General features: G+C 44.0%; 37 protein-coding genes. 28 read left to right on the forward strand and 9 right to left on the reverse strand.

What is annotated here, in order from left to right:
* Positions 1–555: 555 nt before the first annotated feature.
* Positions 556–933, reverse strand: a complete 378-nt coding sequence (locus D0T49_RS00215) for a PH domain-containing protein (RefSeq protein ID WP_163628481.1) — start codon at positions 931–933, stop codon at positions 556–558.
* Positions 934–938: 5 nt separating this feature from the next.
* On the reverse strand, positions 939–1,634 hold the full coding sequence (locus tag D0T49_RS00220) for a S24 family peptidase (RefSeq protein ID WP_163628483.1): 696 nt from the start codon (positions 1,632–1,634) through the stop codon (positions 939–941).
* 114 nt (positions 1,635–1,748) lie between these two features.
* Here D0T49_RS00220 and D0T49_RS00225 point away from each other — a divergent pair, with 114 nt between their 5' ends.
* The 17 genes from D0T49_RS00225 (at position 1,749) to D0T49_RS00300 (ending at position 10,334) form a co-directional block, all read left to right on the forward strand.
* On the forward strand, positions 1,749–1,943 hold the full coding sequence (locus D0T49_RS00225; RefSeq protein ID WP_163628485.1) for a hypothetical protein: 195 nt from the start codon (positions 1,749–1,751) through the stop codon (positions 1,941–1,943).
* Positions 1,940–2,071, forward strand: a complete 132-nt coding sequence (locus tag D0T49_RS13105) for a hypothetical protein (RefSeq protein WP_255495846.1) — start codon at positions 1,940–1,942, stop codon at positions 2,069–2,071. Before D0T49_RS00225 ends, D0T49_RS13105 begins: the two co-directional genes overlap by 4 nt.
* 4 nt (positions 2,072–2,075) lie before the next feature.
* Complete coding sequence (locus tag D0T49_RS00230; RefSeq protein ID WP_163628487.1) at positions 2,076–2,531, forward strand: hypothetical protein; 456 nt, start codon at positions 2,076–2,078, stop codon at positions 2,529–2,531.
* Between the two features lie 186 nt (positions 2,532–2,717).
* Positions 2,718–4,709, forward strand: coding sequence for a hypothetical protein (locus D0T49_RS00235; protein WP_163628489.1), 1,992 nt, complete (start codon positions 2,718–2,720; stop codon positions 4,707–4,709).
* 20 nt (positions 4,710–4,729) lie between these two features.
* Positions 4,730–5,623 carry an AAA family ATPase gene (locus D0T49_RS00240; protein ID WP_163628491.1) on the forward strand — a complete coding sequence of 298 codons (894 nt, stop codon included), beginning with the start codon at positions 4,730–4,732 and terminating at the stop codon, positions 5,621–5,623.
* Positions 5,624–5,656: 33 nt separating this feature from the next.
* The gene (locus D0T49_RS00245) at positions 5,657–6,319 is read left to right on the forward strand and encodes an ATP-dependent serine protease (RefSeq protein WP_163628492.1); all 663 of its coding nucleotides are present in this window, start codon (positions 5,657–5,659) and stop codon (positions 6,317–6,319) included.
* Positions 6,320–6,331: 12 nt separating this feature from the next.
* On the forward strand, positions 6,332–6,631 hold the full coding sequence (locus tag D0T49_RS00250) for a hypothetical protein (protein ID WP_163628495.1): 300 nt from the start codon (positions 6,332–6,334) through the stop codon (positions 6,629–6,631).
* Between the two features lies 1 nt (position 6,632).
* Entirely contained in the window at positions 6,633–7,076 is a 444-nt protein-coding gene (locus D0T49_RS00255) for a hypothetical protein (RefSeq protein WP_163628497.1), read from the forward strand.
* A gap of 20 nt (positions 7,077–7,096) precedes the next feature.
* The gene (locus D0T49_RS00260) at positions 7,097–7,612 is read left to right on the forward strand and encodes a host-nuclease inhibitor Gam family protein (RefSeq protein ID WP_163628499.1); all 516 of its coding nucleotides are present in this window, start codon (positions 7,097–7,099) and stop codon (positions 7,610–7,612) included.
* Positions 7,605–7,769: a hypothetical protein gene (locus tag D0T49_RS00265; RefSeq protein ID WP_163628501.1), complete on the forward strand. Its 165-nt coding sequence runs from the start codon at positions 7,605–7,607 to the stop codon at positions 7,767–7,769. The genes D0T49_RS00260 and D0T49_RS00265 overlap by 8 nt, the downstream gene beginning before the upstream one ends.
* 22 nt (positions 7,770–7,791) lie before the next feature.
* Positions 7,792–7,995: a hypothetical protein gene (locus tag D0T49_RS00270; RefSeq protein ID WP_163628503.1), complete on the forward strand. Its 204-nt coding sequence runs from the start codon at positions 7,792–7,794 to the stop codon at positions 7,993–7,995.
* Between the two features lie 15 nt (positions 7,996–8,010).
* Positions 8,011–8,151, forward strand: coding sequence for a hypothetical protein (locus tag D0T49_RS00275; RefSeq protein WP_163628505.1), 141 nt, complete (start codon positions 8,011–8,013; stop codon positions 8,149–8,151).
* A complete protein-coding gene (locus tag D0T49_RS00280) occupies positions 8,148–8,600 on the forward strand; it encodes a hypothetical protein (protein ID WP_163628507.1) in 453 nt (150 codons plus the stop codon). The genes D0T49_RS00275 and D0T49_RS00280 overlap by 4 nt, the downstream gene beginning before the upstream one ends.
* Positions 8,536–9,090: a hypothetical protein gene (locus tag D0T49_RS00285; protein ID WP_163628509.1), complete on the forward strand. Its 555-nt coding sequence runs from the start codon at positions 8,536–8,538 to the stop codon at positions 9,088–9,090. The genes D0T49_RS00280 and D0T49_RS00285 overlap by 65 nt, the downstream gene beginning before the upstream one ends.
* A complete protein-coding gene (locus D0T49_RS00290) occupies positions 9,087–9,356 on the forward strand; it encodes a hypothetical protein (RefSeq protein WP_163628511.1) in 270 nt (89 codons plus the stop codon). Before D0T49_RS00285 ends, D0T49_RS00290 begins: the two co-directional genes overlap by 4 nt.
* Before the next feature lie 75 nt (positions 9,357–9,431).
* On the forward strand, positions 9,432–9,686 hold the full coding sequence (locus D0T49_RS00295) for a hypothetical protein (protein ID WP_163628514.1): 255 nt from the start codon (positions 9,432–9,434) through the stop codon (positions 9,684–9,686).
* A 78-nt stretch (positions 9,687–9,764) separates the two neighbouring features.
* Positions 9,765–10,334 (forward strand): hypothetical protein, encoded by a 570-nt coding sequence (locus tag D0T49_RS00300; protein WP_163628516.1) that lies wholly within the window; start codon positions 9,765–9,767, stop codon positions 10,332–10,334.
* Positions 10,335–10,394: 60 nt separating this feature from the next.
* Here D0T49_RS00300 and D0T49_RS00305 read toward each other — a convergent pair whose 3' ends face one another.
* The 7 genes from D0T49_RS00305 to D0T49_RS00335 all read right to left on the reverse strand — a co-directional run bounded on the left by D0T49_RS00305 (position 10,395) and on the right by D0T49_RS00335 (position 16,764).
* Positions 10,395–10,901, reverse strand: a complete 507-nt coding sequence (locus D0T49_RS00305; RefSeq protein WP_163628518.1) for a hypothetical protein — start codon at positions 10,899–10,901, stop codon at positions 10,395–10,397.
* Complete coding sequence (locus tag D0T49_RS00310) at positions 10,898–11,386, reverse strand: phage virion morphogenesis protein (RefSeq protein ID WP_163628520.1); 489 nt, start codon at positions 11,384–11,386, stop codon at positions 10,898–10,900. Before D0T49_RS00310 ends, D0T49_RS00305 begins: the two co-directional genes overlap by 4 nt.
* 94 nt (positions 11,387–11,480) lie before the next feature.
* Positions 11,481–12,833: a phage minor head protein gene (locus D0T49_RS00315; protein ID WP_163628522.1), complete on the reverse strand. Its 1,353-nt coding sequence runs from the start codon at positions 12,831–12,833 to the stop codon at positions 11,481–11,483.
* A 20-nt stretch (positions 12,834–12,853) separates the two neighbouring features.
* Positions 12,854–14,086 (reverse strand): DUF935 family protein, encoded by a 1,233-nt coding sequence (locus tag D0T49_RS00320; RefSeq protein WP_163628524.1) that lies wholly within the window; start codon positions 14,084–14,086, stop codon positions 12,854–12,856.
* 77 nt (positions 14,087–14,163) lie between these two features.
* On the reverse strand, positions 14,164–14,631 hold the full coding sequence (locus D0T49_RS00325) for a phage protein Gp36 family protein (protein WP_163628526.1): 468 nt from the start codon (positions 14,629–14,631) through the stop codon (positions 14,164–14,166).
* Between the two features lie 127 nt (positions 14,632–14,758).
* On the reverse strand, positions 14,759–16,315 hold the full coding sequence (locus D0T49_RS00330) for a hypothetical protein (RefSeq protein ID WP_163628528.1): 1,557 nt from the start codon (positions 16,313–16,315) through the stop codon (positions 14,759–14,761).
* A gap of 2 nt (positions 16,316–16,317) precedes the next feature.
* Positions 16,318–16,764: a DDE transposase family protein gene (locus tag D0T49_RS00335; protein WP_163628530.1), complete on the reverse strand. Its 447-nt coding sequence runs from the start codon at positions 16,762–16,764 to the stop codon at positions 16,318–16,320.
* 198 nt (positions 16,765–16,962) lie between these two features.
* Here D0T49_RS00335 and D0T49_RS00340 point away from each other — a divergent pair, with 198 nt between their 5' ends.
* The 11 genes from D0T49_RS00340 to D0T49_RS00390 all read left to right on the forward strand — a co-directional run bounded on the left by D0T49_RS00340 (position 16,963) and on the right by D0T49_RS00390 (position 25,731).
* Positions 16,963–17,922 carry an HK97 family phage prohead protease gene (locus D0T49_RS00340; RefSeq protein ID WP_163628532.1) on the forward strand — a complete coding sequence of 320 codons (960 nt, stop codon included), beginning with the start codon at positions 16,963–16,965 and terminating at the stop codon, positions 17,920–17,922.
* Between the two features lie 24 nt (positions 17,923–17,946).
* Positions 17,947–18,801 (forward strand): hypothetical protein, encoded by an 855-nt coding sequence (locus D0T49_RS00345; protein WP_163628534.1) that lies wholly within the window; start codon positions 17,947–17,949, stop codon positions 18,799–18,801.
* A 59-nt stretch (positions 18,802–18,860) separates the two neighbouring features.
* Positions 18,861–19,286, forward strand: coding sequence for a hypothetical protein (locus D0T49_RS00350; RefSeq protein ID WP_163628536.1), 426 nt, complete (start codon positions 18,861–18,863; stop codon positions 19,284–19,286).
* Positions 19,287–19,378: 92 nt separating this feature from the next.
* Positions 19,379–20,575, forward strand: a complete 1,197-nt coding sequence (locus tag D0T49_RS00355; RefSeq protein WP_163628538.1) for a DUF2586 family protein — start codon at positions 19,379–19,381, stop codon at positions 20,573–20,575.
* 4 nt (positions 20,576–20,579) lie between these two features.
* Entirely contained in the window at positions 20,580–21,008 is a 429-nt protein-coding gene (locus tag D0T49_RS00360) for a hypothetical protein (protein WP_163628540.1), read from the forward strand.
* Positions 21,009–21,032: 24 nt separating this feature from the next.
* The gene (locus D0T49_RS00365; RefSeq protein ID WP_203583395.1) at positions 21,033–21,341 is read left to right on the forward strand and encodes a hypothetical protein; all 309 of its coding nucleotides are present in this window, start codon (positions 21,033–21,035) and stop codon (positions 21,339–21,341) included.
* 157 nt (positions 21,342–21,498) lie between these two features.
* Entirely contained in the window at positions 21,499–23,256 is a 1,758-nt protein-coding gene (locus D0T49_RS00370; protein ID WP_163628542.1) for a tape measure protein, read from the forward strand.
* Positions 23,257–23,323: 67 nt separating this feature from the next.
* Positions 23,324–23,827 (forward strand): DUF6046 domain-containing protein, encoded by a 504-nt coding sequence (locus D0T49_RS00375; RefSeq protein ID WP_163628544.1) that lies wholly within the window; start codon positions 23,324–23,326, stop codon positions 23,825–23,827.
* Position 23,828: 1 nt separating this feature from the next.
* Complete coding sequence (locus D0T49_RS00380; protein WP_163628546.1) at positions 23,829–24,797, forward strand: hypothetical protein; 969 nt, start codon at positions 23,829–23,831, stop codon at positions 24,795–24,797.
* A 5-nt stretch (positions 24,798–24,802) separates the two neighbouring features.
* Complete coding sequence (locus D0T49_RS00385) at positions 24,803–25,402, forward strand: hypothetical protein (protein ID WP_163628548.1); 600 nt, start codon at positions 24,803–24,805, stop codon at positions 25,400–25,402.
* Positions 25,399–25,731 (forward strand): hypothetical protein, encoded by a 333-nt coding sequence (locus tag D0T49_RS00390; RefSeq protein ID WP_163628550.1) that lies wholly within the window; start codon positions 25,399–25,401, stop codon positions 25,729–25,731. The genes D0T49_RS00385 and D0T49_RS00390 overlap by 4 nt, the downstream gene beginning before the upstream one ends.
* The last annotated feature ends 1 nt before the right edge of the window (position 25,732 follow it).

Consider the following 25,732-nt stretch of genomic DNA (forward strand, 5'->3'; position numbering starts at 1 on the left):
AAGTTACGAGTAAAAAAGCGTAAGAGTAAATTAAAATGAATCATCGAAAAAGGGAATTACATGTCCCTTGATTGTCCGTTGACCAGGTATAAAGGGAGCTTTTACAGCTCCTTTTTTTAATTATGGCGTGGCGAATACCCTAAAACCCCATAAATACAGCATAAACCGCCCCATTTAAGCCCTGTTTTATTACCACATAACTGCTATTTAAACAGCGGTTAACAGCAAGCCACAAAAACCCGTTTTTCCTGTTTTTTACCTTTGGGCGGTCAAATGGGCGGTCAAATGGGCGGTCAAAAGATGGCATTTTCGAGAGCCCACCGACATACATAAAGCCATTAAAACAACGAAAAAGCCACAAAAACAGGCTTAACATACCCCATAAAGCCACAAAAAAGCACTTTGTTTTCAGTATAAATACCTTATTTTCAGTTATTTAATTGAAAAACGACGTTTTTTCTTACCGGATTTATACAATTATTTGTCTTTTGCGTCGCTTAATATGCTTATTAACTGACTCATAAGCTCTTTATCTTTGATATAAACATTAATACATCATAAAGTTAGCGAATGAAACTGGTTTATAATATCTTGCGCAACCTTTCTATCTATAGCAGTTATTGTCATTGATAGACTAAAACTATCTATTATTAGCTTGTTTGAAAATGCACTTCCTAATGATAAAGAAGTTATGTTTTTTAGTGGAAAATCGTGTCTTACAACTGTAAATAGTACTTTAGATGTAAATATAAGACGTTTGTCGGTAAGCGTGAGTACTCCAGGGGTGTTTGTGCTTCCAATATTACAATTTATTGCTATAATAACATTTTCAGTGGGCAATAATGACTCCAGCATAACGCCAATAGATTTTTTACATACTCTTATTGATTTGCCTTTAAAAAGCCCTTGTTTATCTAATTCCTCCTGTGTCATAGTTTTTACACATTTGTGTTATAACGAATTGATAATTTTACTATTGCTAAAGCCCGTATATCAGATTTAAAAATATCTTTAGGGGCATGGTGTGGGTTCTGACTTACTAAACATAAATATTCATCACCTTTGTCGGACTTCTGTACATACTTAAATGTGAGATACTGGTCGCCCTCTACATTTATATCAATTAGGTACATTTCTCCATAATATATACTCTCTATGCTATGTATTGTTTTGTAACAAACAATATCGCCAGCTTTAAGTATTGGGTACATACTATCACCGCGCACAAATATTGCCCCATCGCATTTGGGAGCATTCGGTACGCTGATAAAGTCGACGGGTATTTGATTTACATCAGAGCTGAATAGTGTGGTAAGCCCTGCGCTTGCCTCTAACTCATAAAGTGGTATTTCCTGATGAACCATTCCTGCGCCGTCCGTCTTTAACTTGTAGGGCGTTATCTTTGTTTTAACAAGTTCATTTTCGCCCTTTATCATTTCGCCTTTTCCAGTTAACAGCCACTCGGGATTAATATCGGGTATTTCCGATAATATATTTTCGATAGCATTTGAATTCAGGGGCGTTTTTTTTGCATTTCCTCTAAAGCTGGCTGACGTCATACCAATTTTTAAATAAAATTCTTCTTTCGGTATTCCCTTGTATTCAATGAATTGTATAATTCTTTCTTTTATCATCGCAAATTAATTATCATTTTATTTGGTTTATCGAAAATATATTTTCTATATTTGCATTGCCTTTCACAATGAAAGACGCGATAAAGGTACATAAAACAATTAAAAATAAAAATTATGGTCAGAAAAGAGATTTTAGTCGGCAATGGTCAAAAGTTGAAGCTAAAGAAGCTGTTTAATACCTCGTATCCTACAGTGCGTACTGCATTAGCATTTAAAACAAATACCGCCCTTGCTTACAGGATAAGAGAAGCAGCCCTAAAAATGGGCGGTGTAGTAGTAGAACGTTCGGAAACTCAAAAAGCAATATGAAAGCATTTATCTACTGGCTTTTTGATAAGCTACTGAGCGACCCGCTTAATGAACGTATTTGCCTGGCAATACTTGCTCCAATAGGTGCTTATCTTATCTATTTATTAATCAGATTATCAATAATATAAAATCATGGGGAAATTATCAACTAATACAATAGCAAAAAACTGTACAAATTTAATAGACTGTTGCGACGGATATATAGAAGTGCGTGAGGCTTCAAGATACCGTCGAAGCCTCGGTAAAACTCCTTTTAAATATTATGACACCCGTCGCCGTGCTTTGTGGAGTAAGATAATAGGCTTTGTAAGAATTCAGACCACATTTAACGAAGTCGAAATAAAGAAACTTGAAAAGGTTGATAGTTTCGGTTCGCCATTCAAAGCCAAAATTTCCGAAATAGCAATCAACAAGAATATTGCAAAACATAATGAATCGGTTATTCAACGGGTTCAGGAAAATCGGGCAAGTTGCCGAGAGCGGTGCGAGCATCTTTTAAAAGCCGCTGAGTCTCGCTATAAACAAAACGTTGATATTGAGCCCACAACTCGAAATTTGACTCCTTTAAATAATTCTCGAAGAATTTAACTCGCACCTCCAGTAATTCGATAGATGCCTGTATAGCCTCTATTTGTTGATGCTGTGCTTTAAGAATTTCGATATAATCCATAATTATTGATTTTAAGAATTAGACAGTATAAAGTTAATCAATTATTCCGATAGGCAAGCGCCCGGGTTCGAGCCCCGGGCGGGAACAAAAAAACATTTCAGATTATGCAGTACTTTAATAATATACTTTGCTTTGAGGCTGGTTGGTTGGTTGATAATGAGATATGTACTTTTAGTATATACAAGCATGCCATAGAGCGCAAACAAATACAGGTTGTACGCCGTGCGAGCCGGGGTACTCCGGCACTGGTGGCTTATGATAGTTTGCCCGACCGATTTAAGGCAGCAATAGTGGAAAAAATGGGCGGCGACCCCTATAAAATGGCTAAACAAAACATTTTAGAGGGTTTGATAGAGCACAACACTGAGGCGAGTGTGTTTTTTGAGGGTTACAAGCTAAGCGACGGGCGGTACCTGCCTATAAAAACGCGCCGCGAATACTATGCAAATGCTATTGTTCTGGACGCTATTGGGGTGTTTATCGCTACACAGGTGGTACCACGCAAGGCAAAAGGGCAAAAAACGGGCGGTGCGTGGAAGTACATAAGCGAGGCGGTGCAAAGCCTCGACCGCACGCAGTACCCGCACACCTTGCCCGAAAACTCGGAGTCTCTACAACGCAAATATGACAAATACAAGGCTGAAAGCTACACAGGGCTAATACACGCTAATTTTCTGAAAGGTATAAGAAACGCGGCAAGCATAAACGACAAAGTAAAAGAGAGCCTTGTAATCGAATTGCTTGCCGACCCGCGCAACCTGGATAATGAGCAAGTGGCACGCTTGTATAACCAAATAGCCGAGCCGATGGGCTGGCGTAAGATAACAGGCGCAACGGTGGCAAACTGGCGCGACCGCTACGAAATGGAGATATACGCCGGTAGGCGTGGTTCGGTTGCTTTCTCAAACAAAAAGGCTATGCAGGTGAAGCGCTCAGCTCCCACAAGCCCGCTTTTTTACTGGACGCTCGACGGCTGGGATGTAGAATTGCTCTACCAAAAACACAACGGTAAAACAATAACCTACCATAACCGCCCCACGGTGGTTGTAGTGCTCGACCCTTGTTGTAAATATCCTATAGGCTATGCGGTAGGCACGCACGAAACGCCGGAATTGATAAAAGCGGCTTTGCGCAACGCGGCGCAACATACCGCCCGGCTATTCGGCTCGATGTACCGAGCCCATCAAATACAATCAGACAGATACGCCTACAATACCTTAGAGCCGCTTTATGCAGCTATGGGTAAGCACGTAACGCCAGCCCGTGCAAAGAACGCTAAGGCAAAGGTTATTGAGCCGTATTTTGGGTATATCAATAAAACATACTGCCAAACGCAGCCTAACTGGTCGGGCTTTGGTATTACCTCCGGCAAAGACAAACAGCCAAACAGCGAATTTCTGAATAAATATAAAACGCATTTTCCCGACTTCGCGGGCGTGTGCGAGCAAGTGGAGCTCGTTATCGAAATGGAGCGTCAAAAGAAACGCGACGAATACCTGGAGCTTTGGAGCAAAACCGCTGAGGCTGACAAAATACCATTGTCGTACGAAAGCTATTTGTATCATTTTGGCGAAAGTACAGGCTATAAAAATATGTTGCAGGGCGACGGTATGAATGTTACAATACGGGGTATTAAGCAGCATTTTGATTGTTTCGACCTGAATTTTCGCAAACACGCCTCGGTGCAATGGGCGGTACTGTTTGACCCTGACGACACTACGCGCATACTGGCTATAAATGACGACGGTACACTCCGTTTTATACTGGAGAAAAAGCATGTACAGCCTATGGCGCTGAAAGACCGCCAGGCGGGCGACGGCGAGGCGCTGAGCCGCGTAAACCAGTTTAATTGTGAAATGGTGGAGTATGTAACCGATTTCAGAGCCGATACAGGCGAAACGGTGCGCGACTTCCTACAGGAGCGCGAGAGACAACTAAGCGGCACGCTTGCCCGCCTGATGCTGACTGACAGCCGGGGGCAACACAAAGATAACCGCAATATCGACGCGGGCAGAAAGCCTAAGGTAAGCCCCACCGAGATAATAAACAAAAAAACTGAAAAACAAAAAGTAGAAACGATATACGATTTAATGTAAAACAATAAAAATAAAACACTATGAACGAGCAAATTAAACAACAAATTAAAGAAGCCTTGCAGATGTATTGTAACCGATACAAAAACCCACTGAAACCACAAGAAAAGGGTATAAATAAAGCTGCTAATAGCCTGAGAAATGTGTCGAGTGCGACTATTTCGCAGATACTTAACGGGAATTGGGATTTGATAGCCAACGAGATGTGGCGGCGTGTGGCGGCTCAAATCGGTTTCGCGAACGAGGGCTGGGTATTTGTCGAAACTAGTGTAAGCAACACGCTGTATCATTTACTTGCCGATGCTCAGGCAACCGAGCAAGGCGAAAGCGAAGTACACGCCATTGTAGGGCACGCAGGCTGTGGAAAAACGGCAACGGCTCAGAAATACGCCGCCGAAAATAAAAACGCTTATCACCTGGTTTGCTCCGAGTATTGGAATCGTAAAACTTTTTTGCTGGAACTTATGGAGGCTATGGGCTTGGACTCGTCGGGCTATACGGTTAACGAGATGGTGCGATACATTGTAAAAGAGCTAAAAAGCCAGCAATGCCCGCTTATCATCATGGACGAAGCCGACAAACTGAGCGACCAGGTGCTTTATTTCTTTATCACTATGTACAACCAGTTAGAGGACTATTGCGGGCTTGTGTTGCTGGCTACTGATTTCCTCGAAAAACGCATTAAGCGAGGCGTGCAAAACAAACGAAAGGGTTATAATGAGATTTATAGCCGGATAGGTCGCCGCTTCATTGTTTTGCAGGGTAATACTTACGACGACCAGGCGGCAATATGCCAGGCTAACGGCTTGAATGATTCGCGCTCTATTGAGAAAATAATAGACAATAGCGAATGCGATTTAAGGCGCGTAAAGAAGCTAACCAAGGCAAATATCAAGAAAACAAAGAAAGTGGCTTAAAAACGATTTTAAACAGTAATTAAACAGTGTATAATGAGTGAGGTAACCCCACGGAAAAACAAACGAGCCCTTTCGCCTAACGAGGTGGCGACCTATAAACCCGAGGTATTAGCATTTACGGGCGAATGGCGGGGGGCTATCGGGTTGCCTGAGCTAAAGGGTGCGTGGATAGTTTTCGGCGATTCGGGACACGGAAAAACAAGCTTTGCGCTGAAATTAGGTAAATACTTTGCTCAGTTGGGAAAGCGCACGGCTTACGACTCTATTGAAGAGGGTTTGTCGCTCTCAATGCGCGATGCTTTTCTCCGTACAGGCATGTCGGATGTGTCGGGTAAATTCCTGCTACTGGATAAAGAGCCGATAAGCGAGCTTAAAGAGCGGCTAAAAAAACGCCGTTCGCCCGAGGTTATAATTATCGACTCAGTGCAATATACAAATCTTAAAACAAAAGAATACAAAGAACTTATAGACGATTTTCCTAACAAGCTATTCATTTTTATATCACACGAAAAAAATGGAGAACCCAAAGGCGCACTGGCTCAGGCAATTTATTACGACGCTTTTGTCTGTATCCGGGTTCAGGGCTTTATCGCCAATGTAACAAAAACGCGTTACGGCGGTGCCGGCGAAATAACCATAAGCGAACAAAAAGCACGAGAATACTGGGCAATGGCAAAAAAGAAAGAAAAAGAATAACATTTTTAAAATATGAAAAAAAATTATAAACACGATTTTTATAATAGACTACAAGACTTAAACAAAACAATAGGTTTTGTTCTAGTCGACTTTCTAGAGAAATACGATTTGAAAATCGGCTGTATGTATGAAGTAAAAACAGTAGATGGCAAAAGCTTTTATGGCTTTTTTCGTCATCTTAAAGTCTCTGTTTATCACAATGGTTTAGATGTATGGAGTTGCTTTTATAAAGTAAAAAAAGACGGTACGCCCTCAAAAATTGATGATGGAGCTCACATGTCCAAAATAATAGAAATTACAAAAATCCATTAATATGAAAACAACTAACCCTCATGCCTGGTTTTTTGCCCACCTCAAAACGATAGAGGGCTACGGGCTGGGATATGATGATGTGATAAAAGAGTCTATCATATTGGAGTATTCCAATCATAAAACGGAAAGCTTAAAGGAGCTTTACGAGAAATACCCGCAAGCGTATAAGCGTATGCGTAACGATTTGTCGGTAAAGACAAAAAAGCACGACGGCGAACTCGACAAGGCACGCAAACGACTAATAGCGGCAATTTTTGCCAGCCTGGAGGGCAACGGATATACGCCCGACATGGACTACGTTAAGCGGGTGGCTTGCTGTGCTGCTAAAGTAAAACAGTTCAACAACATAACGTTGCGCTCACTTAAAAATCTCTACAACAAGTTCACACATAAGAATTACAAAGCATTTTTAGACAATTTAATCAATAAAGTAAACTTGAATTAATCATTTAAAAAATAACAAACATGGCAAAAAGAGTAAAAGCAACCATTATGACAAACATTTCGGACGAAAAAATGAATGAGGCATTGACCATTTACGCAAACGCTGACGCGCAAATAGTAAAGATAAACGCCGATTTAGACGTTAAATTTACCAAGTTACGCGACTCAAAGGCTGACGAGCTGGCAAAACTGGAGGCAGAGAAAAGCGAAGCCTTTGAGCTAATAAAGGCTTACGCCCTGGAAAATAAAGAAACGCAATTTTCGAAGAAAAAGAGCCTGGAGCTTACGCATGGGGTTATCGGTTTCCGTATGGGTACTCCCAAAATAAAAACGCTTAAAGGCTATACCCTAAAAGCGGTTGCCAAAATTTTGGAAAAACTAAATCCTGATTACGTACGCAAAACGGTGGAGGTTGATAAAGAAAAACTAATTGCAGACCGAGAAAAAGAGGGTATGGCTGAAACGATGCGAGAATGTGGTATTGAGGTGGTGCAAGACGAGGCTTTTTATATTGAGTTGAAAAAGGAAAATGAATAAGCCTGAATATATTGTCGACCTGTGTAACGGGCTTTGGTGTGTATTCAAAATGGAATATATCGGGTCAAGCAGTTACGGCAATAAAATAAGTAGCTATCATACACGAAAAGAGGCGCAAAACGAAGCCGACAGGCTTAATAAAATAAGCGAATTATAACCATTTAAACAGTATTTAAATAATGAGTAACAAATCAAGTTCAACAGGTGGCGGCATTAGTATTTTGGGCGCTATTTTCATCGTATTTTTAGTATTAAAGCTTGTAGGTGTTTCGGCGGTTGCCGAATGGTCGTGGTGGTGGGTATTTTCTCCTATCTGGTTGCCTTTGGCTTTCTTTTTTATAATTTACCTAATTATAGTTATTGTAAAAATAATCAGAGATTAATAACCTTTTAAGACAATGATTGAAATAAAACAAAGAAACGGAATGTGGGAGGCGTATGTAGATGGTGCGCTATTCCATTACGACGGCGATTTGGAAATGTTGTTATACTTTCTATCTCAAAACGTAGAAAACATTAAAAACGAGTTTTACGAATGACACGAGAACAACAACTTAAAACCCTACAAAGCACAAAGGCGAGCAAAGAGCAATTACGCGAAGCGCTCGCCGCGGCTTTGGGCGTACGGTATGAGCGGGCAAATCGCGAGAAAGTGGTAACGATTTTTACCGAGTGCCGCGACGTGTTCCTGAAAACGTATAAGGCTAATACGGGATTAGATTACTCTTTTGGAGCAAAAGACGGGCGAGCGTTAGCCTGCATTATAGAAAAGATAGGAAACGCCCACGATGGCAACGATACGGAAAGCCTCGTAACCTTTAAGGCGCTTATTGGTAATTTGCCCGAGTGGTACAAACAAAATGCTTTCTCTCTTACTGTAATTAACAACAAGTTTAACGAAATAGTAGCAAGCATACGAAAAAATGGCGAAAAAACAGGAATTACAAACGACTACAAAGCTCGCGTCCTTAAAGACCTTATCTCCTGACGTATTGGGGCGCGAGCTGGTGCATGTACGTACGGTAAGCGACGCCCTGGCAATGGCCGCCGGCGATAGGGATAAATATCCGAGCCTGGCAGTATTGCGCCGCGATTATGGAGCGGAAAAGGTAGAGGCGGTTATCAAACTGCATATTATTGACCTTTGCGAAAACGTAAACCTGAAACGCCCGCTACGCGATAGCCAGGTAGACAACATTGCCCGCGAGGTGGTGGCTACCTATTGCAATCTGACTATTGCCGATGTGCAGGTAGTGTTCCGTAGGGCAAAGAACGGCGAGCTGGGCGAGTTTTACGAAAGTCTGGATATGCCTAAAATAATGAGCTGGTTTCGCACCTATTTTAATGAGCGGTGCGAGCTGGCGGCTGATATGAGCCAAAACAGCCGCGTATGGGATAAGGGCGACAATGTAACACCCGAACGGGCACGCCAACAACTGGATAAACTGGAAAAACAACTTAAAAGAGCTAACAAATGAGTAAAAAAGAAGTGATATTAAGGATAAAGCCTCCAATTACCGGGCTTAGGAGCGACAGCGAAGTATTTAGATATGACGCTTTCAAGTGTCCATCGTGCCAGGGGCGCGGATATTTTACAAAAAATAACGAGTATCACGGCTCGGCGGGCGACGATATAGATATAACGGATTGCCACCGATGTAACGGTACCGGGCGGCTATGTGCCAACATTGTTATACGCTGGATGCCTGACGAAGTAATGGGAGACTTTAACACAAAAAAATAAAAGCCTCGCATTGTCCTGAAACAATTAGAGGCTTTGTAGCTGACTGTTACAAAGATAAACTAAAAAATCGGGACTATGCAAGGAACTATAGAAAAAAGACGCGAAAGCCGCCGTATGAACGTATTGAAACGCGCTGAGATTATACAGAGTATAGTAGCTGAAAATTTTGAACCCGGCAATCAGAGTAAGTCCAGGGCTCAGGCGTACCGTCAGCATATAAACAAACTTTACCCAATGGGTGAGCGGACGTTTTGGCGCTATATGAGTATCAATGTAAAAGAAGAAATGCACGAAGCCCAGAAAGGGCAACTGGCAATTGATTTTAATTAAGCCGAAAGAAAATAAATTTTAACAAAAGCCTTGCAGAAATGCAGGGCTTTTGTATTTTTGGATAAAAATTTAATAGATATGAAAAAGATAATTTTATTAATAACTGTATGTGTCTCATTTTGTATTAACGCACAAAATAGAGATTATCATAATTTAGCTTCAAACTCTGTATTAAATAAACTCTCAAATACCGACTATAAAACAGTCAATGAATTATCAGATAGTTTATTTTCAGTGTTAAGCAAGTCTTATATAAGAGAAAATTACAGCAATAGAGCTAATCATTATATAGTTGCCTTTTATCCTGATGAATTTGAAAGAGGTTCTGATGTCCCTTTTGTATCATTCTCATTTTTTAAACCAACTATTGGAGCAAACAAAGATTTAGGTATTGTTGGTAAAAGAGTGTTTAGAATAAATGAAATAGAGGGTACTTTTTTGGACTTATATGTCTTTTGGGAGTTGTTTTGCAAAGATTTAGGTGTTACGCCTGAGAGTAAAGAAATAATTGTAAATAAGCTACCTAAAAAAAGCGAGGAGCTTTTTTGGCTAAATTCTGATAATACAGATTGTTCAATACAGTTTTATAATAAAAATTATGGAGACTCGCCAAAATGGGTTATTGCTTACAAGGAATATGTTAAGTAATACTTAAACACCGTTTAAACACAGAAAAGCCCCACTAAAATTAGCGGGGCTTTTCTGTTGCTATACTGTTTCAATAGCTGCTTTAATTGTTGGTCGGGCTGGCGTGATGGGGCGCACGGGTACGGTGGTATTATCGGAGAAACCGATGGTGTAAGTTATATCGCGCTGGTACACACCGTCGGCACGCTTTACGCGTTGCATGCTTTGGCGTATGGGTGCGGCGAATCCCACGGGCAAGAAGTCTTGCCCATGTAAGGCTCGGTTTACTTTCTCATATATTGCCCAGCCCTTTTTTGCGTTGTTTTTTTGGCTTTGCGGGGCTGCATTTGAGGTGTTGCTCAGGCGGAGCAAATAAAGCTTAACCACTACCGTTAAAACGCCCCGTTGGGCAAGTTCGCCGTCGTTTGTAAAGGTGGCGTTTTGTATGTCGATAAGCGCACACGGAAATTTTACAAGCGGAAACTTATCGTAGTAATCCAGTTGCCCCCAGTCCTCGTCTATGTATAACAGTTCGGGTACTTGCACCATCAGGCGCGTTTGAAAATCTTGTATTAAATCAGCAATCATATATTGAATATTTTGGTCATAAAGTCGTTTATTGAGCTTGGCAGTACTTCGTCTATATTTTCTTTAACAATTTGCTCCACCTCGGGGGCGTCTCCTATAAACTGGCGCTTTGGCATTTTCACAGTATGAGCCCCTACGCTTGCTTTTTGTGCGTAAGAAGCTTTTTTATTATTCTTACTGAAGCGTCCCTTTTGATTAAAATGTATCACTTGCTTACGCGCAGGCATGTTAATAGTTCCGCCCTCGTTGTGTATTTCGGTATATGGTTTGGACGAAGTAAAAACGATGCTCTCGCCTCTTACCTCCGATTTGATAGAATTACGCATAGCTGAGCTGCGTAGTAATAGCGAGCCGCGCGATACGGGTCGTTTGGTTGGTAGCCAGGGCGCACCGCTAAAAAACGCTTTACGTTCAAAGTTGCGGTCGTAAGCCTCTGTTAAATCAACTCTTACGTTTCTCAAAATTTTATCTATTGCTTTGTTCATATCAAAATAAGTTGTATATTTGTCTCAACATTGGAGAGGCGTCAGTACGCCACTCCCCCAGAAAGGGACAGGCGCTCAGCGTTTGCCCCTTTTTTTATTTTGAGCCTTTAAATACCTTTCGGAGTTTTTCTACCTTGTATTTTTTCACCTCGCCGCTTTTCATTTTTATTATTACGGTTTCGATGGGCTTTGCGCGTCCTTTCTGTAACGCGGCTTTCAAGCCCGCCCATATTTCCTGCATTTTGTACTCATTTTCGAGATAAATATATACCTCCGATACCCCTTGTTTAGATGCTTCTTTGATGGCGTTTTGTACTGCGTTTTTGCCGCTCGGGCTCGTTGGTATTTTAGCATCTGAAAACTTGTTTGTAACCAGGTTGAGCGCATCGGGATTTTTAAGCCCGTGTTTGTTTACTACGCTTAGCAGGCGATATTTCGCCCCGTAATTTTTAGCCAAGTAAGTGTATGCCGTTGTGTTTTTTTCTTGTTCCTGGCTGTTTTGTATCAGGTGTTCGGGTTGTTGTATTTCGCCCCCGCTTTTATACTTCTTGCTTACTATTTTGTCGGGTGTTTCCCGTTTCTCGTTTTGCTCTATTTTTTTTAATACAAGTGCGCTTGCTGCCTTAAAATACGGGTGTGTCTCAGGAAAGATTGTTTTTCTCTTTCCCGGGTTAAAGCGAAACATTTCGCTTGTGTTTTTTCCTCCAGCTCCTATGGTGTACGTTGCTTTATTTCCCAGGTCGGCGGAGTTTTCGCTATTAGACACAGGATAACGCTCTTTTCGCACTTGTACTACATTGCACCTGCATCGCCACCCATTGGGTGGCATAAACTTAGACCAAAACGGGTTGCTCGGTGGTAGGGTTATATTGTGTAGCAGTTGGTGCGAATAACGTACACGGTCGTCGTTTGCCGTACGGTACTGTAAATTATATTCGTCGCCGTCTTTTTCAAAATCCGCCCATTTGCTCGCCATTTGCGCCGACTGGGTAGCAAACAGGTATTCGCTTTCGAGGTATGCGCCGTTATAATCGTTGTGCACTCGGCGGGTGTCTTTAAAGAAGCGCGAAAAGGGCTTTATCTCGCCTTTATCGTCTACAAGCAAATCGCTTATCTCGCGCAGCTCGGCAAATGTTTTACATCCCGAAAAGACATAGACGTTTTGCCTGAGGTGCTGTAGCATAGCCGCGGGTATTTCGTAAGCGATACCCTCCGAAATTGCACCCTGTAAAATGCTGTTTATCTCACCGGTTAATGCCTGTATGTGTTTATTGTCCAGGTCGTCTGCAGTAATGACGGTTTTTTTTTCGGTGTACGCCCAGCGCGCTATTTTGTTAAACGCCTTAAGTAACCTATTATTTTCGGTTGCTGACAATGCGACACGCTCCTTATAGCCTCCACAATCGGGACATGTACAATTATAATACTCAGCAATAGCCCCTCCCATCCTCCCCGCAGGGGAGGGGCTTAGCGAAAATTTAGTTTTTTATCCTCCTTTGTTGGTTCTGATGGTTGTGGTGTGTCGAAACGGTCGCCCTCCACTTCGATGCCGAATTTCTCCTTTATAAATTTGTCCGATACTTTCTTATGCGGCATAACCCGTACCGTCATATCGAAAAGCTTGTCTAAATCCTCGGCGGCTGTAAACTTAAATTTCGAGGTCGTCGCCGGAATCCAGCCGATACGATACAAAGCGGGTATAACAAGACTATTCATATAAATCTCGCACATTCGGCGGTCGGCTTGTACCAGCCGGTCGGCTATTTCCATGCTTACCTTTTCTTTCGACTCGTTGCCGTTCTTTGTGTCTTGCCCTATGATAGCGCCGTTGAATAACATGCTTATCTCGTTTTTGGCGTGTCCGATAAGATTGCTATAAACGTCTCCGTTCGTATTTACTCCCTGGGCAAACTGAAATTCCTCCGTAGAGTCGATAATAAACCACGCCGCCGCGCCTATGTCTCGCATCATTGCCTCGGCGTTATCCAGCATTTGCGGGTCGCGCGTGTCTGTTTTTAGCACACGGGGCGGTATACCGTAAATCTCGCACAGTTCCGACCAGCAACTCTCAGCAAATTTTTTAAACAGCACATAGGGAACGGCTTTGTTTAGCATCCCTAAGTGTCCCGAATTAAATTCCAGCAACCAGCGTTTGTACTCTTTTGCCTGGCGATATTCCAGGTAATTGTCGTACGACGCATCGGGATAGAAACGTCCGAAATCGGGAACTACATTGCGCCGCGGTATTAGTTCTACTTTAGGGCGATTGTCCTCGACCGATAGCTCAACCAGGGAATAGCCAAAATTTTCGCTATCCAGCATATAACCTAACAAATCGGGTATAAAATCGAACTCAGAAAGTATATCGGTCATTTTGGAGTCGATTTTTTTGTCGGCTGTACGCATCTCGAATCCCGCGGCGATGGTTTGTTCTTTTCGGTTATTTATTTGCGACGTTAGGTGCGGGTCGTCCGAAACAATAGTAAAAATATCTTGTAAAAGATATTGCTTTGGGTTATTGGCTGTAAGTGCCAGCTCGCGCGCCCGTTGCAGGTCGGCGATGTCTCGCCGTGTCATGCTTACCGACTTGCGTACAGTCATGGGGGCGTAATTTCCTCTTTTGTCCCGTAAGTTTGCCCCGTTGTTTATTTTAGCCTGGAGTGTTGCCAGGGTGCGAAGTGCTATGTTGTGAAAGTTCATATCTTTTAAGTTTAAAGGAAAAAAGAGAAAGGAAAAAGTACTTTATACTTTTACCTTTTTGCTTTCTACTGTTTTTTTTACTCGTGGTTAAATTTTGGGCGACTACCATAGCGGAAAAGCTTCTTATTTGCGTCGCCGCCCGGGGCGTCGGGGTCTATTGTTGGTAAATCGGGCGTAAGTGTAGGCGCTCCGTTTATCCCTGCTACTTTGCCGAGCCAGTCGATAGCGCGGTCGTACCGTTCCTTTACGTGTTCGTGTATAATATCGACATTTGCCAGGCGGCAAACACGGTAACAGGCTATATCTTTGCAAATCTCCAAAATAAGGGGGTCGCGGTCGTCGCCCACCGCTCCGAAAATTTTAGCAACATCGTAAAGCGGTCGCCCATCTTGCCATTGTTTTTGGTTGCTCGGGTTTAGATAGCTTTTTATTTCGGACACAGCCGATTTTATAGCCATCACGACTATTGTATCGTCGCCCTCGGTTATTTCGCCCATTTGGTAGCTGTACATTACCGAGCGCATTTCGTCAATTTCTACAAACATGCTTTTTTAATTTACGATTTATCTATTTACTATTTATCTGGAAGTTACAGAAGTTACAGAATTTACTAACTTCATTTAACTTCCGTAAATTCTATAAATTCTATTCTCGCTATTCGCTATTTACTGTTTAAAAACGGCGGTTTGCCCGTTGTTGTGTCCTGTATGTTCCCTGGCGTCGCGCCAGGTTTTCGTCTAATACTTTGTATCCGCCCTCTATGCAGTCGGGTGCGTCGATAGCTCCTTTGTAGGTTGGCGAAACAACCCCGAATTGTTCTACAACCGTTTGCATGTGTTGGTTGTCCTTTTCGCGTTCGTTGAATACCAGTAAGCCCAAGCGGTTAGCGGGCTCAAGCGTTCCCTCTATACGGGTAAATTTTTCGGGTTTTTTGCGTGTGTCGGGGCGTATAGGCACGATATAGCCCTTTGTGCGTCCTATCTCCTTAAAAAGCGGTATAAATACTTGCTCGTAAAATGGGTTTTGCAGGCTGTTATTTTCGATGTAGTAATACACTTGCACGCCCTTTGTAAGCTCGTAAATATCGTAAAACCATTGTACAAAGCGGGCGTTAGTGGTTTGCTCGCAAAACACCTTTATAACGTATGTTACGCCGAGCTTGTCGCGCCCCATCAGGGCGACTACTTTGTAAGAATTGTTTTTTACGTCGGCATTGGAGGGGCTTGGGTCGGCATAAACGATTAATTGCTCCAGCTGGCGAAGTGCCGGCACTTTGCCCCAGTTTAATTTTTTAAATACGCGCCCCTCGGTTTGCGGGTTATTGAAATACTCGGTTTGCGCCGCCGCGTACGATATAGTACTGAGTACGCGGTCGATGTCGTCCTCGCTGTTTTTCGCCTCCCATGAGCTCTTGCCGTTTGTGCGAATGTTCACTATATCCACATAGTCGGCTTTTTTCATTAACTCAGTAACACAGCAATACTCAGCTATGATGTTGCCACATACCAGCACCAGCAGCGGCACATTGACCGCCCGCGTAGGTATTAACGCTCCGAAAATCCAATTAACCCGTTTTGTTATTATATCGGGGTTGCGGCAATCCTGGTCGGTGTCTATATCGTCAATCAGGATAACGTCGGGTCGGGCTGCATCGTTCCGCGTTCCGCGCGGGCTTTGGTCTGCACCAACGGCACGGAAAGACGCGCCTTTACGGGTCTTAAATTCGGTATCTTTCCACTTAAATGAACGCTGTACGCCATAATCGTTTATAATACGCTGGTTGCTATCCAGGTTGGCGCGGTAAGGCTCTAAAAGCCGCTTAGCGTTATCCTCGGAGTTAGAGACCATAATAACGTTACGTTTTTTACCAGTGAGTACCAGCATTAAAACGTTTTTCATAGCCTGTGTGGATTTTGCCAGCTCGCGCGCCCAGGCGTCGACTTCGAACCACTCGCCTCGTATGCAACGCTCACGCGCTTCGCCTTTTACCTCGCTCCCGGGGTTTCCCTGTATGCGCTTTGTAGAGCGTATGTGAAACGGGGCGGGCGCGTAAGCGTTGTACATAGGCAAGTAATAGGCAAACCATGCCTCGGGGTCAGCCTCCAGGCGTTTAATGCGGGCTTGCTTTTGGGCGTAAGTTTCGGCTATATCTATTACTGTAGCTCGTTTGAGTGCTTCGCGGTACGTCTCCCAGTTACTAAAAGCTTGTTTGTCTGCTATTTTTGCCATACCTACAATTTAGTTTTGATATACCCGTCGAAAAGGTCGCTTAACTCTTTTGCTTTGTCTACGTCGAAACCTCGCACCCATTCAAGCAAGCCGATAGATACGTCGACAATATCGCGTATGCCCGTTTCGCTTTCCAGTTTCTGAGCGGCGGCGGATAGCTTGTTGAGTACATCAGCCTCTTTGCTGTTTGCGAAGCGTTGCCCTGGGTCTCGTTTGGCGATAATATCGTTTATTTCGTTTATCTGAGCGTAATATCGGGCGAGCTGTTTTTCTTTGGTTATTGTCAGGCTCGCCAGTTCTAAATCCCATTTTTCAGCATTTACCCAGCGTGTAATTGTTTTAGGGTTTACACCCACCAACTCGGCGATTTCTTTTTGCTGATACTGACCTGTAAGAAAGAGCGCTTTCGCGTTCTTTTTTTTTGTGTCCTGTTTTGAAGTTTTACCCATCGTTTACAATATGCCAATATGCTAATGTGCCGATTTGCCAATTATCGGCAAATTATTTTCATGGCACATCAGCACATTAATTAATAGGGCAAAATTGAGGGTTTAAATACTGATAATAAAAAAGTTATGCCATTATAACAGAGCTTTTTTGCAAGCTGTTTCGAGGGCGGTAAGTTTGCGGTGTAATTGAGTAAAACAATGGACGAAAAAGAAAAAAAAGAAACCCCGGAGACCGAGAAAGATTTTACCCTTTCGGATAGTAGCCGGATAAATACAAAGGGTTTTCGTGTAGACCTGGCGGGCGGGCGTTACGAGCGTTTCGACGCAAACCCCGTGATGTTATACGACCATGATACAAAGCATTTGATAGGACGCTGGGAAAACCGCCGCGTCGAAAACGGGGTAATGATGGCTAAGCCTGTATTTAACCTTAAAAATGCTTTTGCGGCAGAAAAAGCACAGGAGGTAAAAGACGAATTTCTGAGGGGTGCGTCTATTGGTCTTATTCCTTATCAAATGGAAAAAATAGGCGACGATTATGTGCTGACAGACTGGGAGTTACTGGAGGCAAGTATTACACCTATACCATCGGATGCGGGAGCGGTACGCCTGTATAACGAAAAGCGCGAGATAATCACTTTTGAGCAATTAAAACTAAGTTTTTTAAATAACAATCAAACAACTAAGACAATGGACGAAAAGGAAACTATCGTACTGACGGCTGTAACCCGTCAAAGCCTCGGTTTGTCTGCAACCCCAACGGCTAAGCAAATAGAGCTCGCCGTACAGGAAAAGGATGACAAGATAGAGGAATTAAACAGCAAAATTAAAACCCTGCAAGCGGCACAGGTCGACGCTTATCTCTCTCAGGCTGTAAAAGACGGCAAAATAACCGAGGCAGAAAAGAGCGAATATGTGAAGCTATCACAAGGCGACAATTTCGACAATGTAAAGGCGATAATCGACGCCAAAAAAACAGAAAGCACCGTATCACTTAAAGATATGGCGGCAAAAACAAACCTAACGGCTGGCGACCGTGCGAGCTGGACTTATCTAAAATGGTCGCAAGACGACCCCGACGGATTGCGTAAGCTACAGCACGAAAACCCGACCGAATTTGACAGGATTCTCCAGGAGTACACCAAAAACAACAAGTAATTAACATTTTAAACATTTAAAATTATGGCATACGTAGTTCATTTATTTTTAGCAGTATTCATTGAGCTTTTTTACCCGGACGACTCGTGGTTAAACGAGTTGGAAGATTACGACCACATGGTCAAGTACGACACTATCAACCTTGCCGAAGTAGGCGCCGACCCCGAAGTATTGGAAAACAACACTACCTATCCGTTAGTGCCTGTAAGCCGCGAGGATAATAAAATCACCGCCCAGCTTTCCACGTTCGACACCAAACCGACACACATAACTAATGTGGAGGATATGAACGTAGACTATAAAAAAACAAAGTCGGTAATGGGTCAACACGTAAACTCATTGCGCACAAAGTGCTCAAAATCGGGGGCTTTCAACTTATCGCCCCAAAGCAATACAGCCGATGCACCCGTTTTGAAAACCACAGGCGCGGCAAATGCAAAGGGTTATAAAGCAATGACTTTTGAGGATATTACAAACTTATCCTTAGCTTTTGACGAAGCCGACATACCACAAGAGGGGCGTGTAATTGTGCTTTGCCCTCAGCATAAAGCTGACTTGAAAAACCAAAATATCAAGCTTTACAAGGCGATGATGAGCGACAAGGAGATAGACGGTTTCAAAATCTATACCCACACGGGTAACCCGACCTACAACCCAGCCACCGGCGAAAAAAATCCATACGGAACGCTTGCGGGCAATCCGAGCTCATTCGCTTTTTACAAAGCGCGAACACTAAGAGCCCGCGGAACTGTAACGGCGGAGGCGGAAAGGCATTTTGCAACTTATCGGGGTAACCTGGTGGGCGCTCAGGTTCGTTTTGTGGCGATGGCATTAGGCAAAAAAGCGGCTGGAGCAATTTACAGCGACACCGCTGCGTAAAAGCCTCCCCAACCCCTCCAAAAGGAGGGGCTAATTTTCTAATCACTAATAGTATTATTATGGCAAATGATAAAAAGACTAATACAAAGGCTAAGGCTGGAGATACAGCGGTACAACCAGGAACAAACCCCAATGCCCAACCGTCGGGAACGCAGGGCGCAACTGATACAAACCCGCAAGAAAATACAAATCAAACAGGGCAAGGCGATAGTCAGCAAGGAGCTGGTAAAGAGAGTGCCCCGCTGGATACTACAAGCAAAAGCAAAACACCTAAAACGCAAGGGAATAAGCCTGCAAGTAATGCAAAAGAGCCAAAGGCAAACGCCGAAAAACGTACCAAAATAGCGAACGATATTTTTACGAAAAACTCGGCTTTAAATGCTGTTTATTTTACCTCTGATTTTTTGCCATTTGGCAATGAAAACGATGCACGTAAGCACGCCGTAACCCTAAAAGACAACACAGTAACTACAATAAGTAGGTAGTGGGTAGATAGTAGCGGATAGCGAGTAGCTTAACTATCCTACCCGCTACTAACAAATAGTAAATTGTAAATGAATAAATTGTAAATAAAACAATGGCAACATTACCTTATGTAAAAATAGATTACGGAAACGGCGCGCTCGGGCAAGCTATCGCCAGCGCTGACAGTTTGCTTTGCCTGGTGGTTGTCGGGGCGGTGGCGGTGGCTGACACTTTCACGCTGGCACAACATTATGCTTTGCGTAAATACGGCGACCTGGAAAATATGGGCATTACGGCTGATAATAACCCCGAAATTGAAAAGCTGGTTAGTGACTTCTACAAAGAGGCTCAGGAGGGTACAAAGGTTTACCTCGTCGGCTATCCCGATACACTGCACATGTCGGATGTGCTGGAAAAAACAAACCCCTACGCCCGCAATGTAATAGAGGCTACAAATGGCGAGATACGGGGGCTTATCGTTACCAAAAAGGCGGGGGCTCAGCCTGATATAGAAAACGGGCTATCGTCGGACGTAGAAGCCTCGAAACTGGCGGCGCAAGAGCTGGGCAACTGGGCTACAGAGGTGCGTTTTGCTCCTATTTTCACGCTGATAGATGGTTTGAATTACCAGGGCGACCCCGAGGCGCTGGAAGATATGACAAAGCAAGGTTATAACCGTGTAGGCGTGGTTATCGGCGCGAGCTCGGCGGGTTCAGCCAATCAAGCTATAGGTTTGATTGCCGGACGTATAGCAGCTTCGTCCGTTCAGCGTAATATCGGACGGGTGCAAGACGGAGCGCTCAATGTGCTCGCGCTGTATGCAGGCGATAAACCTATAGAGCTGGCAGATATTGAAACGCTGGTAAACAAAGGCTATATTACGTTTCGCACGTTTACGGGTGTATCGGGCTACTACATAGCCGGCGACCCGCTGGCAACAAAGCCAACAGACGACTACAACGCGATAACCCGCCGCCGTGTGATTGACAAAGCCTATCGTATTGCCTATGCTGTATTGATAGAGAAATTAATCGACGAGATACCTGTAAACACCAACGGTACAATGATAGAGACCTACGCCCGCGCTTTCGAGCTGGCAGTAGAAAACGCCATTGTTACCAATATGACGGCAAACGGCGAACTATCGACCGACCCGTCGGACTCAACCGACCGCGGCGTAACCTGCAAGATAGACCGTACTATAAATGTGTTGGCTACAAATAGGGTTGGCGCTGAGCTCCGCGTACGTCCACACGGTTACGCCAAATACATAAACGTTTTACTCGGTTTCACAGTAACACAAAATTAAGATTATGGCATTAAGTGATTTATTTTTAATTAATGGACGCGAGTACGAGTGGGCTGATATATGCCTGGTTGTGGGCGGTATCGAAATAAAAGGCTTTCGTAGTATAAATTACAAAGAGAGCCAGGAAAAAGAGCCTTTGCACGCCAAAGGTAATAAGCCGCGAAGCATACAGCGGGGCAATAAAACCTACACGGGTTCACTCCTGTTTACACAGAGCGAAATAATCGCCCTTAAAACAGCGACGGGCACTCGTTCGCTCTTGGATATACAAACCGACATTATTATCGCCTATGTACCCGAGAACTCGGCAAAAATAAGGACTATTTCAATCCTGGGTGCTGAGTTTACCGACATCGAAGAAAAGATGGCACAAGGCGATAAGTTTATGGAGATAGAGTTGCCATATGTGGCGCTTGATACATTCGGAATTTAATTGTAATTAAACAGCATTTAAACAATGGAAGAAAATATTATCAATCCTACGCCCGAGCAGATAGCGGGCTGGAAAAAGCAATACAAAACGGTGCATAAGCTCACCATCGGCGACAAAGTGGCTTATCTGAAAAATCCCGACCGCCGTACCTTGTCGTTGGCAATGACGAAAATAGCTAAAAGCGACATTATCGGAGGCTCGGAGGCAATACTCGAAAACTGCTGGCTGGGTGGCGACGCTGAGATAAAGACCGACGACGAACTGTTTATGGCGGCGGTGGGTAAAGTAGGCGATTTAATCCAGGTTAAAGACGCCGAGCTGGAAAAGCTTTAAGGTTAGCGGAGGTTGACGAAAGGCGCGAGGCTATCCGCATACTCGACGGACAACTGCGCTACTACCTGCATATAGACCCCGACACGCTAACCGACGACGAGTGGGCTATGCACATTAAGACACTGGAATATATACGGAAACAAGAAGCCGAGAAAAAATGAGCAATGTTTTTACATACGTTATTAACCTACGCGACCAAATGTCGGGAACGTTACGCCGCGTTGGCGGTTCGCTGGTAGAGCGGAAGAGAGAAGCCCAGAACTTACGGCGCGAGGTACAACGGCTCAACGCCCAACCTATCAATATAGGCGAAAGGCTGGGCGCGGCTTTCCGAAATATTCCTTTTTCCCAGTACATTTTTAACCCGCTTACAATTGCCGGCATTGTAGGTGGTCGGGCTCTTAAACTGGGCATTGACGAGGAAATGCGCGGCGCGTCGTTTGAGGTTTTGTTTGGCGGGGAGGAAAACGCCCGTAAGATAGTTGATAATATCGACGCTTACGCCCGCAAAACCACTTACGGCAAAGAGGGCTTAAGTGCCGCTGTGCAAACAATGGCGGGCTTTGGTATCGCCCAAGAGCGAATAATGCCAAACCTTAAGGCTATCGGCGAAATAGCAATGGGCGACAAGGGTAAGCTAAACAGCCTGACGCTCGCCTTTTCGCAAATGTCGGCAACGGGGCAACTGATGGGGCAAGACCTCAACCAAATGATAAACGCGGGCTTTAACCCGCTTTTGCAGATGTCGAAAGACACGGGTAAAAGTGTCGGCGTACTGAAAGAGGAAATGGGTAAGGGTAAAATTTCGGCGGAAATGGTCGCCCAGGCTTTCCAAAAAGCCACTCAGGAGGGCGGACAATTTTACGGTATGTCCGAAAAAATGAGCCAAACACTGGGCGGTCAATGGTCGCTGGCAATGGCAAATATCAACGACAAGTTACTGGCTCTTTACGATATTATTCAGCCTTATTTATTACCCGCTATAAAGGCTTTTAACTTGTTGCTTACCGACACGGGGACTTTTATCGACAAGGTAGTAGGCAGGCTCGAAAGGTGGTATAACCAGCATAGGGTTTTAGGCACTGTTATAATAGCCGCAACCGCCGCACTGGTAGCTTATAAAACGGTTACGCTGGCAATAACCATTGCGACGAAAGCATGGGTAATAGCTCAGGGCATTTTAGACGCTGTAATGGCTCTTAACCCCGTAGGGCTGATAATAGCGAGCGTAGTGGCTCTTATTGCCGTTATTGCTTTTCTGATAATTAAAATAGACGGTTGGGGTGAAGCCTGGCAAAATACGATAAACGGCTGTAAGCTTATTTTTCAGCTCTATGTTGAGAGTATCAAGTATTATTTTAATACGATGATAAACGGCTTGATGATAGGCTTGAATAAGATACAGGAGGGCTGGTACAGGTTTAAGGAGGCTTTGGGGCTGGGAGATAGCACGCAGAACAACCAAATGTTAGCCCAGATACAAGCCGACACCGACCGCCGCAAACAGGAAATAACCGACGGGGCGCAAAATATTGTAGACCTGGGGCGCGAAGCAATGGGGGCGTTTAAAAAAGCGGGACAAAGCCTCTCGTGGAATGATACCACGCTTGCCGATGTTACCAACGGTTTGAAATCGAAACTCGGTATTTCGACGGCTGGCGTTCCCGGTATGGAGGGGATGGGCGGTTCGGGCAGTACAGGCACCGGTGGAACTCCCACGGGCGAAAGCGGCACAACGGCTAACAACATAACGACCGGCGGCTCAAAAACAACACATATAACGTTCAATGTAAAAGAAATGGGCAATAATATGACAGTAAACGCCGGTAGTATACGCGAGGGGGCTAAAAAAGCGGGTGACATCGTACTGGAGGAATTATCCAGCGCGCTATTAATGGTAACGGCAAATATGTAGTAATGGCTACGAGTTACAGGTTACAAGTAGGCGGGTAAATGGCAAATGAATAAATGGTAAATAAAAAATGACTCCCTTAAATCCTTTTTTCAGACGTAGCGATGTGATACTGCGTGAAGTGGTGGAGCTGGTAGAGAGCGGACAAAAAGTAACAATGACAATGCCGTTTTCGTTCCAATTGGCAAGCGGAGACTGGTGGCTTTTGCCTTACGAGCCGTTAGTATCAGTAGAGGGCGAAAACGTGATAATAACGCGTAATGTAGCAAAACAGGCAGGGCGCGGCACTATCAAGGAACGCTGGAGTGAGGGTGATATAAAAATAACTATTGAGGGCACATTTGTAAACGCCGACATAAATAAGTATCCAGATACAGAGATACAAAAGCTCCGCCAGGTAATCAGCCAGCGGCGGGCTGTCGGGGTGCAAAACGAGTTGTTGCAGCTTTTAAACGTCAATCAAATAGTAATTAAAGATTACAGCCTCCCATTCAGCAAAGGTGCAAATGTGCAAAATTATAGCCTTTCGTGCCTCAGCGATGACAGTTACAACCTTTTTATTGAAGTGAAATAAAGTGTACGACATTGGTTACGACATACAAATAGGTAAATATCGGCTGGGCTTGCTCCAGTCGGTCGAAATTAATAAGTCGGTCGATTTGCTGGCGCAAACGGCTGTTATCGTTCTGCCCGGTGTTGGTTACAACCAGACGTTAGACCACGAGCAATATATTAAGGCGGGCGACCCCGTAACCATTAAATTTGGTTACGATGATGAGCTGGTGACGGAATTTGAGGGATATGTACGGCGCATTGACACGGACGACGATAGCCTGACGATAAACTGCGAAGATAGTATATACTTAACGCGTAAGGCAATAGCGCCTAAAGAGTTTGTAAATTGTAAAGTGCGAGATGTGGCGGCTTATTGTGCTAAAACCTTGGGCTTTTCGCTGGACTGTACGATAGACACCGAGGGGCACTATTTTGATAAGTTCACCATTAGCCCGAACGATACGGTTTTTAATGTGCTCAGCAAGCTAAAAGAAGCCACAAAGGGGCAAATATATATTACTGGAAACAACCGCCTGAATGTGCACCCGCCATACATACAAAAAGGCGGTGATGTGGTGTACAATTTTGCGATAAACATCGAGGTTTCGAGCCTTAAATACCGTAATGAGAGCGACCGCCTTTTGCTGGTAGTGGCTAACGGCGTGGGGGCTGACGGCAAAAAAATAAAAGCCACGGCGGGCAAAGCCGGAGGCGATGTGGACAAGATAGACGTAAAATTTCCCATATCGCAAAAAGCATTGCAACAACTGGCAAATAACCAGTTAAAATACAAATCGTACACGGGTTACGAGGGTAATGTAACAAGCTGGTTAATTCCTTACGTAGAGCCTACCTGGAGCGCGCGGATAGTGGATAAGGACTACGAGTATAAAGAGGGTGTATATTATGTAATGGCGGTAAAAACGGAACTTAGCGAGTCGGGCGGTGTGCGTACGGTGGAACTGGGTCGTCGGCTGGCAATGAAATAAGAGATATGGATAAACGGGCGCAAATAGTACAATTACTTTCTGACTTGCTGAAAAATGGCAGGGGTAACGCATTTTTTACCGCTCAGGTGGTAAGCGTAGAGGGCGATACTTGTACGGTGATGGTTGACGAGTTGGAGTTAACGGGTGTACGCCTGAAACCAACCACCGACGTAAATAAAATTGCAATAGGCAATGTGGAGACTGGCTGGGAGTTGGTGGAGACTAAGATGACTATAATTCCGGCTATTGACAGTATGGTGTTGGTAGGCTCTTTCTCGGGCGACTTCAATAACTTATTTGTTTTGCAAGCAGACATTGCCGACGAGGTGTACTGTAGAACTGGTGCAATGTCCGTGAGAATGAATAAAGAGGGTATTGTATTTAACGACGGAAAACTGGGGGGGCTGGTAAAACTGGAGGAACTAACGAAGAAAATAAACACACTTGAAAGCGATTTAAACACCCTTAAACAGATTTTTTCGGCATGGGTAACAGCACCGGGCGACGGCGGGGCGGCTTTGAAACTCGCAGCTACTACCTGGGCATTACAAGGGATAACGCAAACGAAAAGCTCAGAGCTTGCAAATGAAAAAGTAAGGCAATGAAAGGAACGGCAATAACACTGAATAGCGAAACGAGCGACCTGGATATAAAAGTAACCCGTAATAGCTCGGGGATGATAACCGGCGGGCTGGTGGTAGATGATGTACAAAAGCAAAATAAGGCTCTTTTGATATATATGCACCCTGGCGAGATAAAAGAACACCCGCAAATAGGCGTAGGTATTGCGTCGATGCTGTTGTCGAGTGAAACGTTGCTTTATAAGCATAAGATGCGCAAGCAACTGGAAGCGGACGGCTTCCAAATAAATCACCTGGAAATAGAGACGACGCCCGAGGGTAAAGTAGATATACAAATTAATGCCAATTATTAAC

The sequence above is a fragment of the Paludibacter sp. 221 genome (assembly GCF_010501035.1).
Lineage (GTDB): Bacteria > Bacteroidota > Bacteroidia > Bacteroidales > Paludibacteraceae > QVMH01.

What these genes read in the sequence shown, in the direction of transcription:
- D0T49_RS00245 (WP_163628492.1), top strand. Translation starts at nt 5,657, where the DNA reads ATGAGTGAGGTAACCCCACGGAAAAACAAACGAGCCCTTTCGCCTAAC.
- D0T49_RS00215 (WP_163628481.1), bottom strand. Translation starts at nt 933, where the DNA reads ATGACACAGGAGGAATTAGATAAACAAGGGCTTTTTAAAGGCAAATCA.
- D0T49_RS00280 (WP_163628507.1), top strand. Translation starts at nt 8,148, where the DNA reads ATGACACGAGAACAACAACTTAAAACCCTACAAAGCACAAAGGCGAGC.
- D0T49_RS00305 (WP_163628518.1), bottom strand. Translation starts at nt 10,901, where the DNA reads ATGATTGCTGATTTAATACAAGATTTTCAAACGCGCCTGATGGTGCAA.
- D0T49_RS00285 (WP_163628509.1), top strand. Translation starts at nt 8,536, where the DNA reads ATGGCGAAAAAACAGGAATTACAAACGACTACAAAGCTCGCGTCCTTA.
- D0T49_RS00360 (WP_163628540.1), top strand. Translation starts at nt 20,580, where the DNA reads ATGGCATTAAGTGATTTATTTTTAATTAATGGACGCGAGTACGAGTGG.
- D0T49_RS00325 (WP_163628526.1), bottom strand. Translation starts at nt 14,631, where the DNA reads ATGTTTGTAGAAATTGACGAAATGCGCTCGGTAATGTACAGCTACCAA.
- D0T49_RS00320 (WP_163628524.1), bottom strand. Translation starts at nt 14,086, where the DNA reads ATGAACTTTCACAACATAGCACTTCGCACCCTGGCAACACTCCAGGCT.
- D0T49_RS00340 (WP_163628532.1), top strand. Translation starts at nt 16,963, where the DNA reads ATGGACGAAAAAGAAAAAAAAGAAACCCCGGAGACCGAGAAAGATTTT.
- D0T49_RS00350 (WP_163628536.1), top strand. Translation starts at nt 18,861, where the DNA reads ATGGCAAATGATAAAAAGACTAATACAAAGGCTAAGGCTGGAGATACA.
- D0T49_RS00330 (WP_163628528.1), bottom strand. Translation starts at nt 16,315, where the DNA reads ATGGCAAAAATAGCAGACAAACAAGCTTTTAGTAACTGGGAGACGTAC.
- D0T49_RS00250 (WP_163628495.1), top strand. Translation starts at nt 6,332, where the DNA reads ATGAAAAAAAATTATAAACACGATTTTTATAATAGACTACAAGACTTA.
- D0T49_RS00310 (WP_163628520.1), bottom strand. Translation starts at nt 11,386, where the DNA reads ATGAACAAAGCAATAGATAAAATTTTGAGAAACGTAAGAGTTGATTTA.
- D0T49_RS00275 (WP_163628505.1), top strand. Translation starts at nt 8,011, where the DNA reads ATGATTGAAATAAAACAAAGAAACGGAATGTGGGAGGCGTATGTAGAT.
- D0T49_RS00390 (WP_163628550.1), top strand. Translation starts at nt 25,399, where the DNA reads ATGAAAGGAACGGCAATAACACTGAATAGCGAAACGAGCGACCTGGAT.
- D0T49_RS00255 (WP_163628497.1), top strand. Translation starts at nt 6,633, where the DNA reads ATGAAAACAACTAACCCTCATGCCTGGTTTTTTGCCCACCTCAAAACG.
- D0T49_RS00315 (WP_163628522.1), bottom strand. Translation starts at nt 12,833, where the DNA reads ATGGGAGGGGCTATTGCTGAGTATTATAATTGTACATGTCCCGATTGT.
- D0T49_RS00240 (WP_163628491.1), top strand. Translation starts at nt 4,730, where the DNA reads ATGAACGAGCAAATTAAACAACAAATTAAAGAAGCCTTGCAGATGTAT.
- D0T49_RS00230 (WP_163628487.1), top strand. Translation starts at nt 2,076, where the DNA reads ATGGGGAAATTATCAACTAATACAATAGCAAAAAACTGTACAAATTTA.
- D0T49_RS00385 (WP_163628548.1), top strand. Translation starts at nt 24,803, where the DNA reads ATGGATAAACGGGCGCAAATAGTACAATTACTTTCTGACTTGCTGAAA.
- D0T49_RS00295 (WP_163628514.1), top strand. Translation starts at nt 9,432, where the DNA reads ATGCAAGGAACTATAGAAAAAAGACGCGAAAGCCGCCGTATGAACGTA.
- D0T49_RS00365 (WP_203583395.1), top strand. Translation starts at nt 21,033, where the DNA reads ATGGAAGAAAATATTATCAATCCTACGCCCGAGCAGATAGCGGGCTGG.
- D0T49_RS00265 (WP_163628501.1), top strand. Translation starts at nt 7,605, where the DNA reads ATGAATAAGCCTGAATATATTGTCGACCTGTGTAACGGGCTTTGGTGT.
- D0T49_RS00375 (WP_163628544.1), top strand. Translation starts at nt 23,324, where the DNA reads ATGACTCCCTTAAATCCTTTTTTCAGACGTAGCGATGTGATACTGCGT.
- D0T49_RS00225 (WP_163628485.1), top strand. Translation starts at nt 1,749, where the DNA reads ATGGTCAGAAAAGAGATTTTAGTCGGCAATGGTCAAAAGTTGAAGCTA.
- D0T49_RS00370 (WP_163628542.1), top strand. Translation starts at nt 21,499, where the DNA reads ATGAGCAATGTTTTTACATACGTTATTAACCTACGCGACCAAATGTCG.
- D0T49_RS00290 (WP_163628511.1), top strand. Translation starts at nt 9,087, where the DNA reads ATGAGTAAAAAAGAAGTGATATTAAGGATAAAGCCTCCAATTACCGGG.
- D0T49_RS00300 (WP_163628516.1), top strand. Translation starts at nt 9,765, where the DNA reads ATGAAAAAGATAATTTTATTAATAACTGTATGTGTCTCATTTTGTATT.
- D0T49_RS00235 (WP_163628489.1), top strand. Translation starts at nt 2,718, where the DNA reads ATGCAGTACTTTAATAATATACTTTGCTTTGAGGCTGGTTGGTTGGTT.
- D0T49_RS00270 (WP_163628503.1), top strand. Translation starts at nt 7,792, where the DNA reads ATGAGTAACAAATCAAGTTCAACAGGTGGCGGCATTAGTATTTTGGGC.
- D0T49_RS00355 (WP_163628538.1), top strand. Translation starts at nt 19,379, where the DNA reads ATGGCAACATTACCTTATGTAAAAATAGATTACGGAAACGGCGCGCTC.
- D0T49_RS00260 (WP_163628499.1), top strand. Translation starts at nt 7,097, where the DNA reads ATGGCAAAAAGAGTAAAAGCAACCATTATGACAAACATTTCGGACGAA.
- D0T49_RS13105 (WP_255495846.1), top strand. Translation starts at nt 1,940, where the DNA reads ATGAAAGCATTTATCTACTGGCTTTTTGATAAGCTACTGAGCGACCCG.
- D0T49_RS00335 (WP_163628530.1), bottom strand. Translation starts at nt 16,764, where the DNA reads ATGGGTAAAACTTCAAAACAGGACACAAAAAAAAAGAACGCGAAAGCG.
- D0T49_RS00345 (WP_163628534.1), top strand. Translation starts at nt 17,947, where the DNA reads ATGGCATACGTAGTTCATTTATTTTTAGCAGTATTCATTGAGCTTTTT.
- D0T49_RS00220 (WP_163628483.1), bottom strand. Translation starts at nt 1,634, where the DNA reads ATGATAAAAGAAAGAATTATACAATTCATTGAATACAAGGGAATACCG.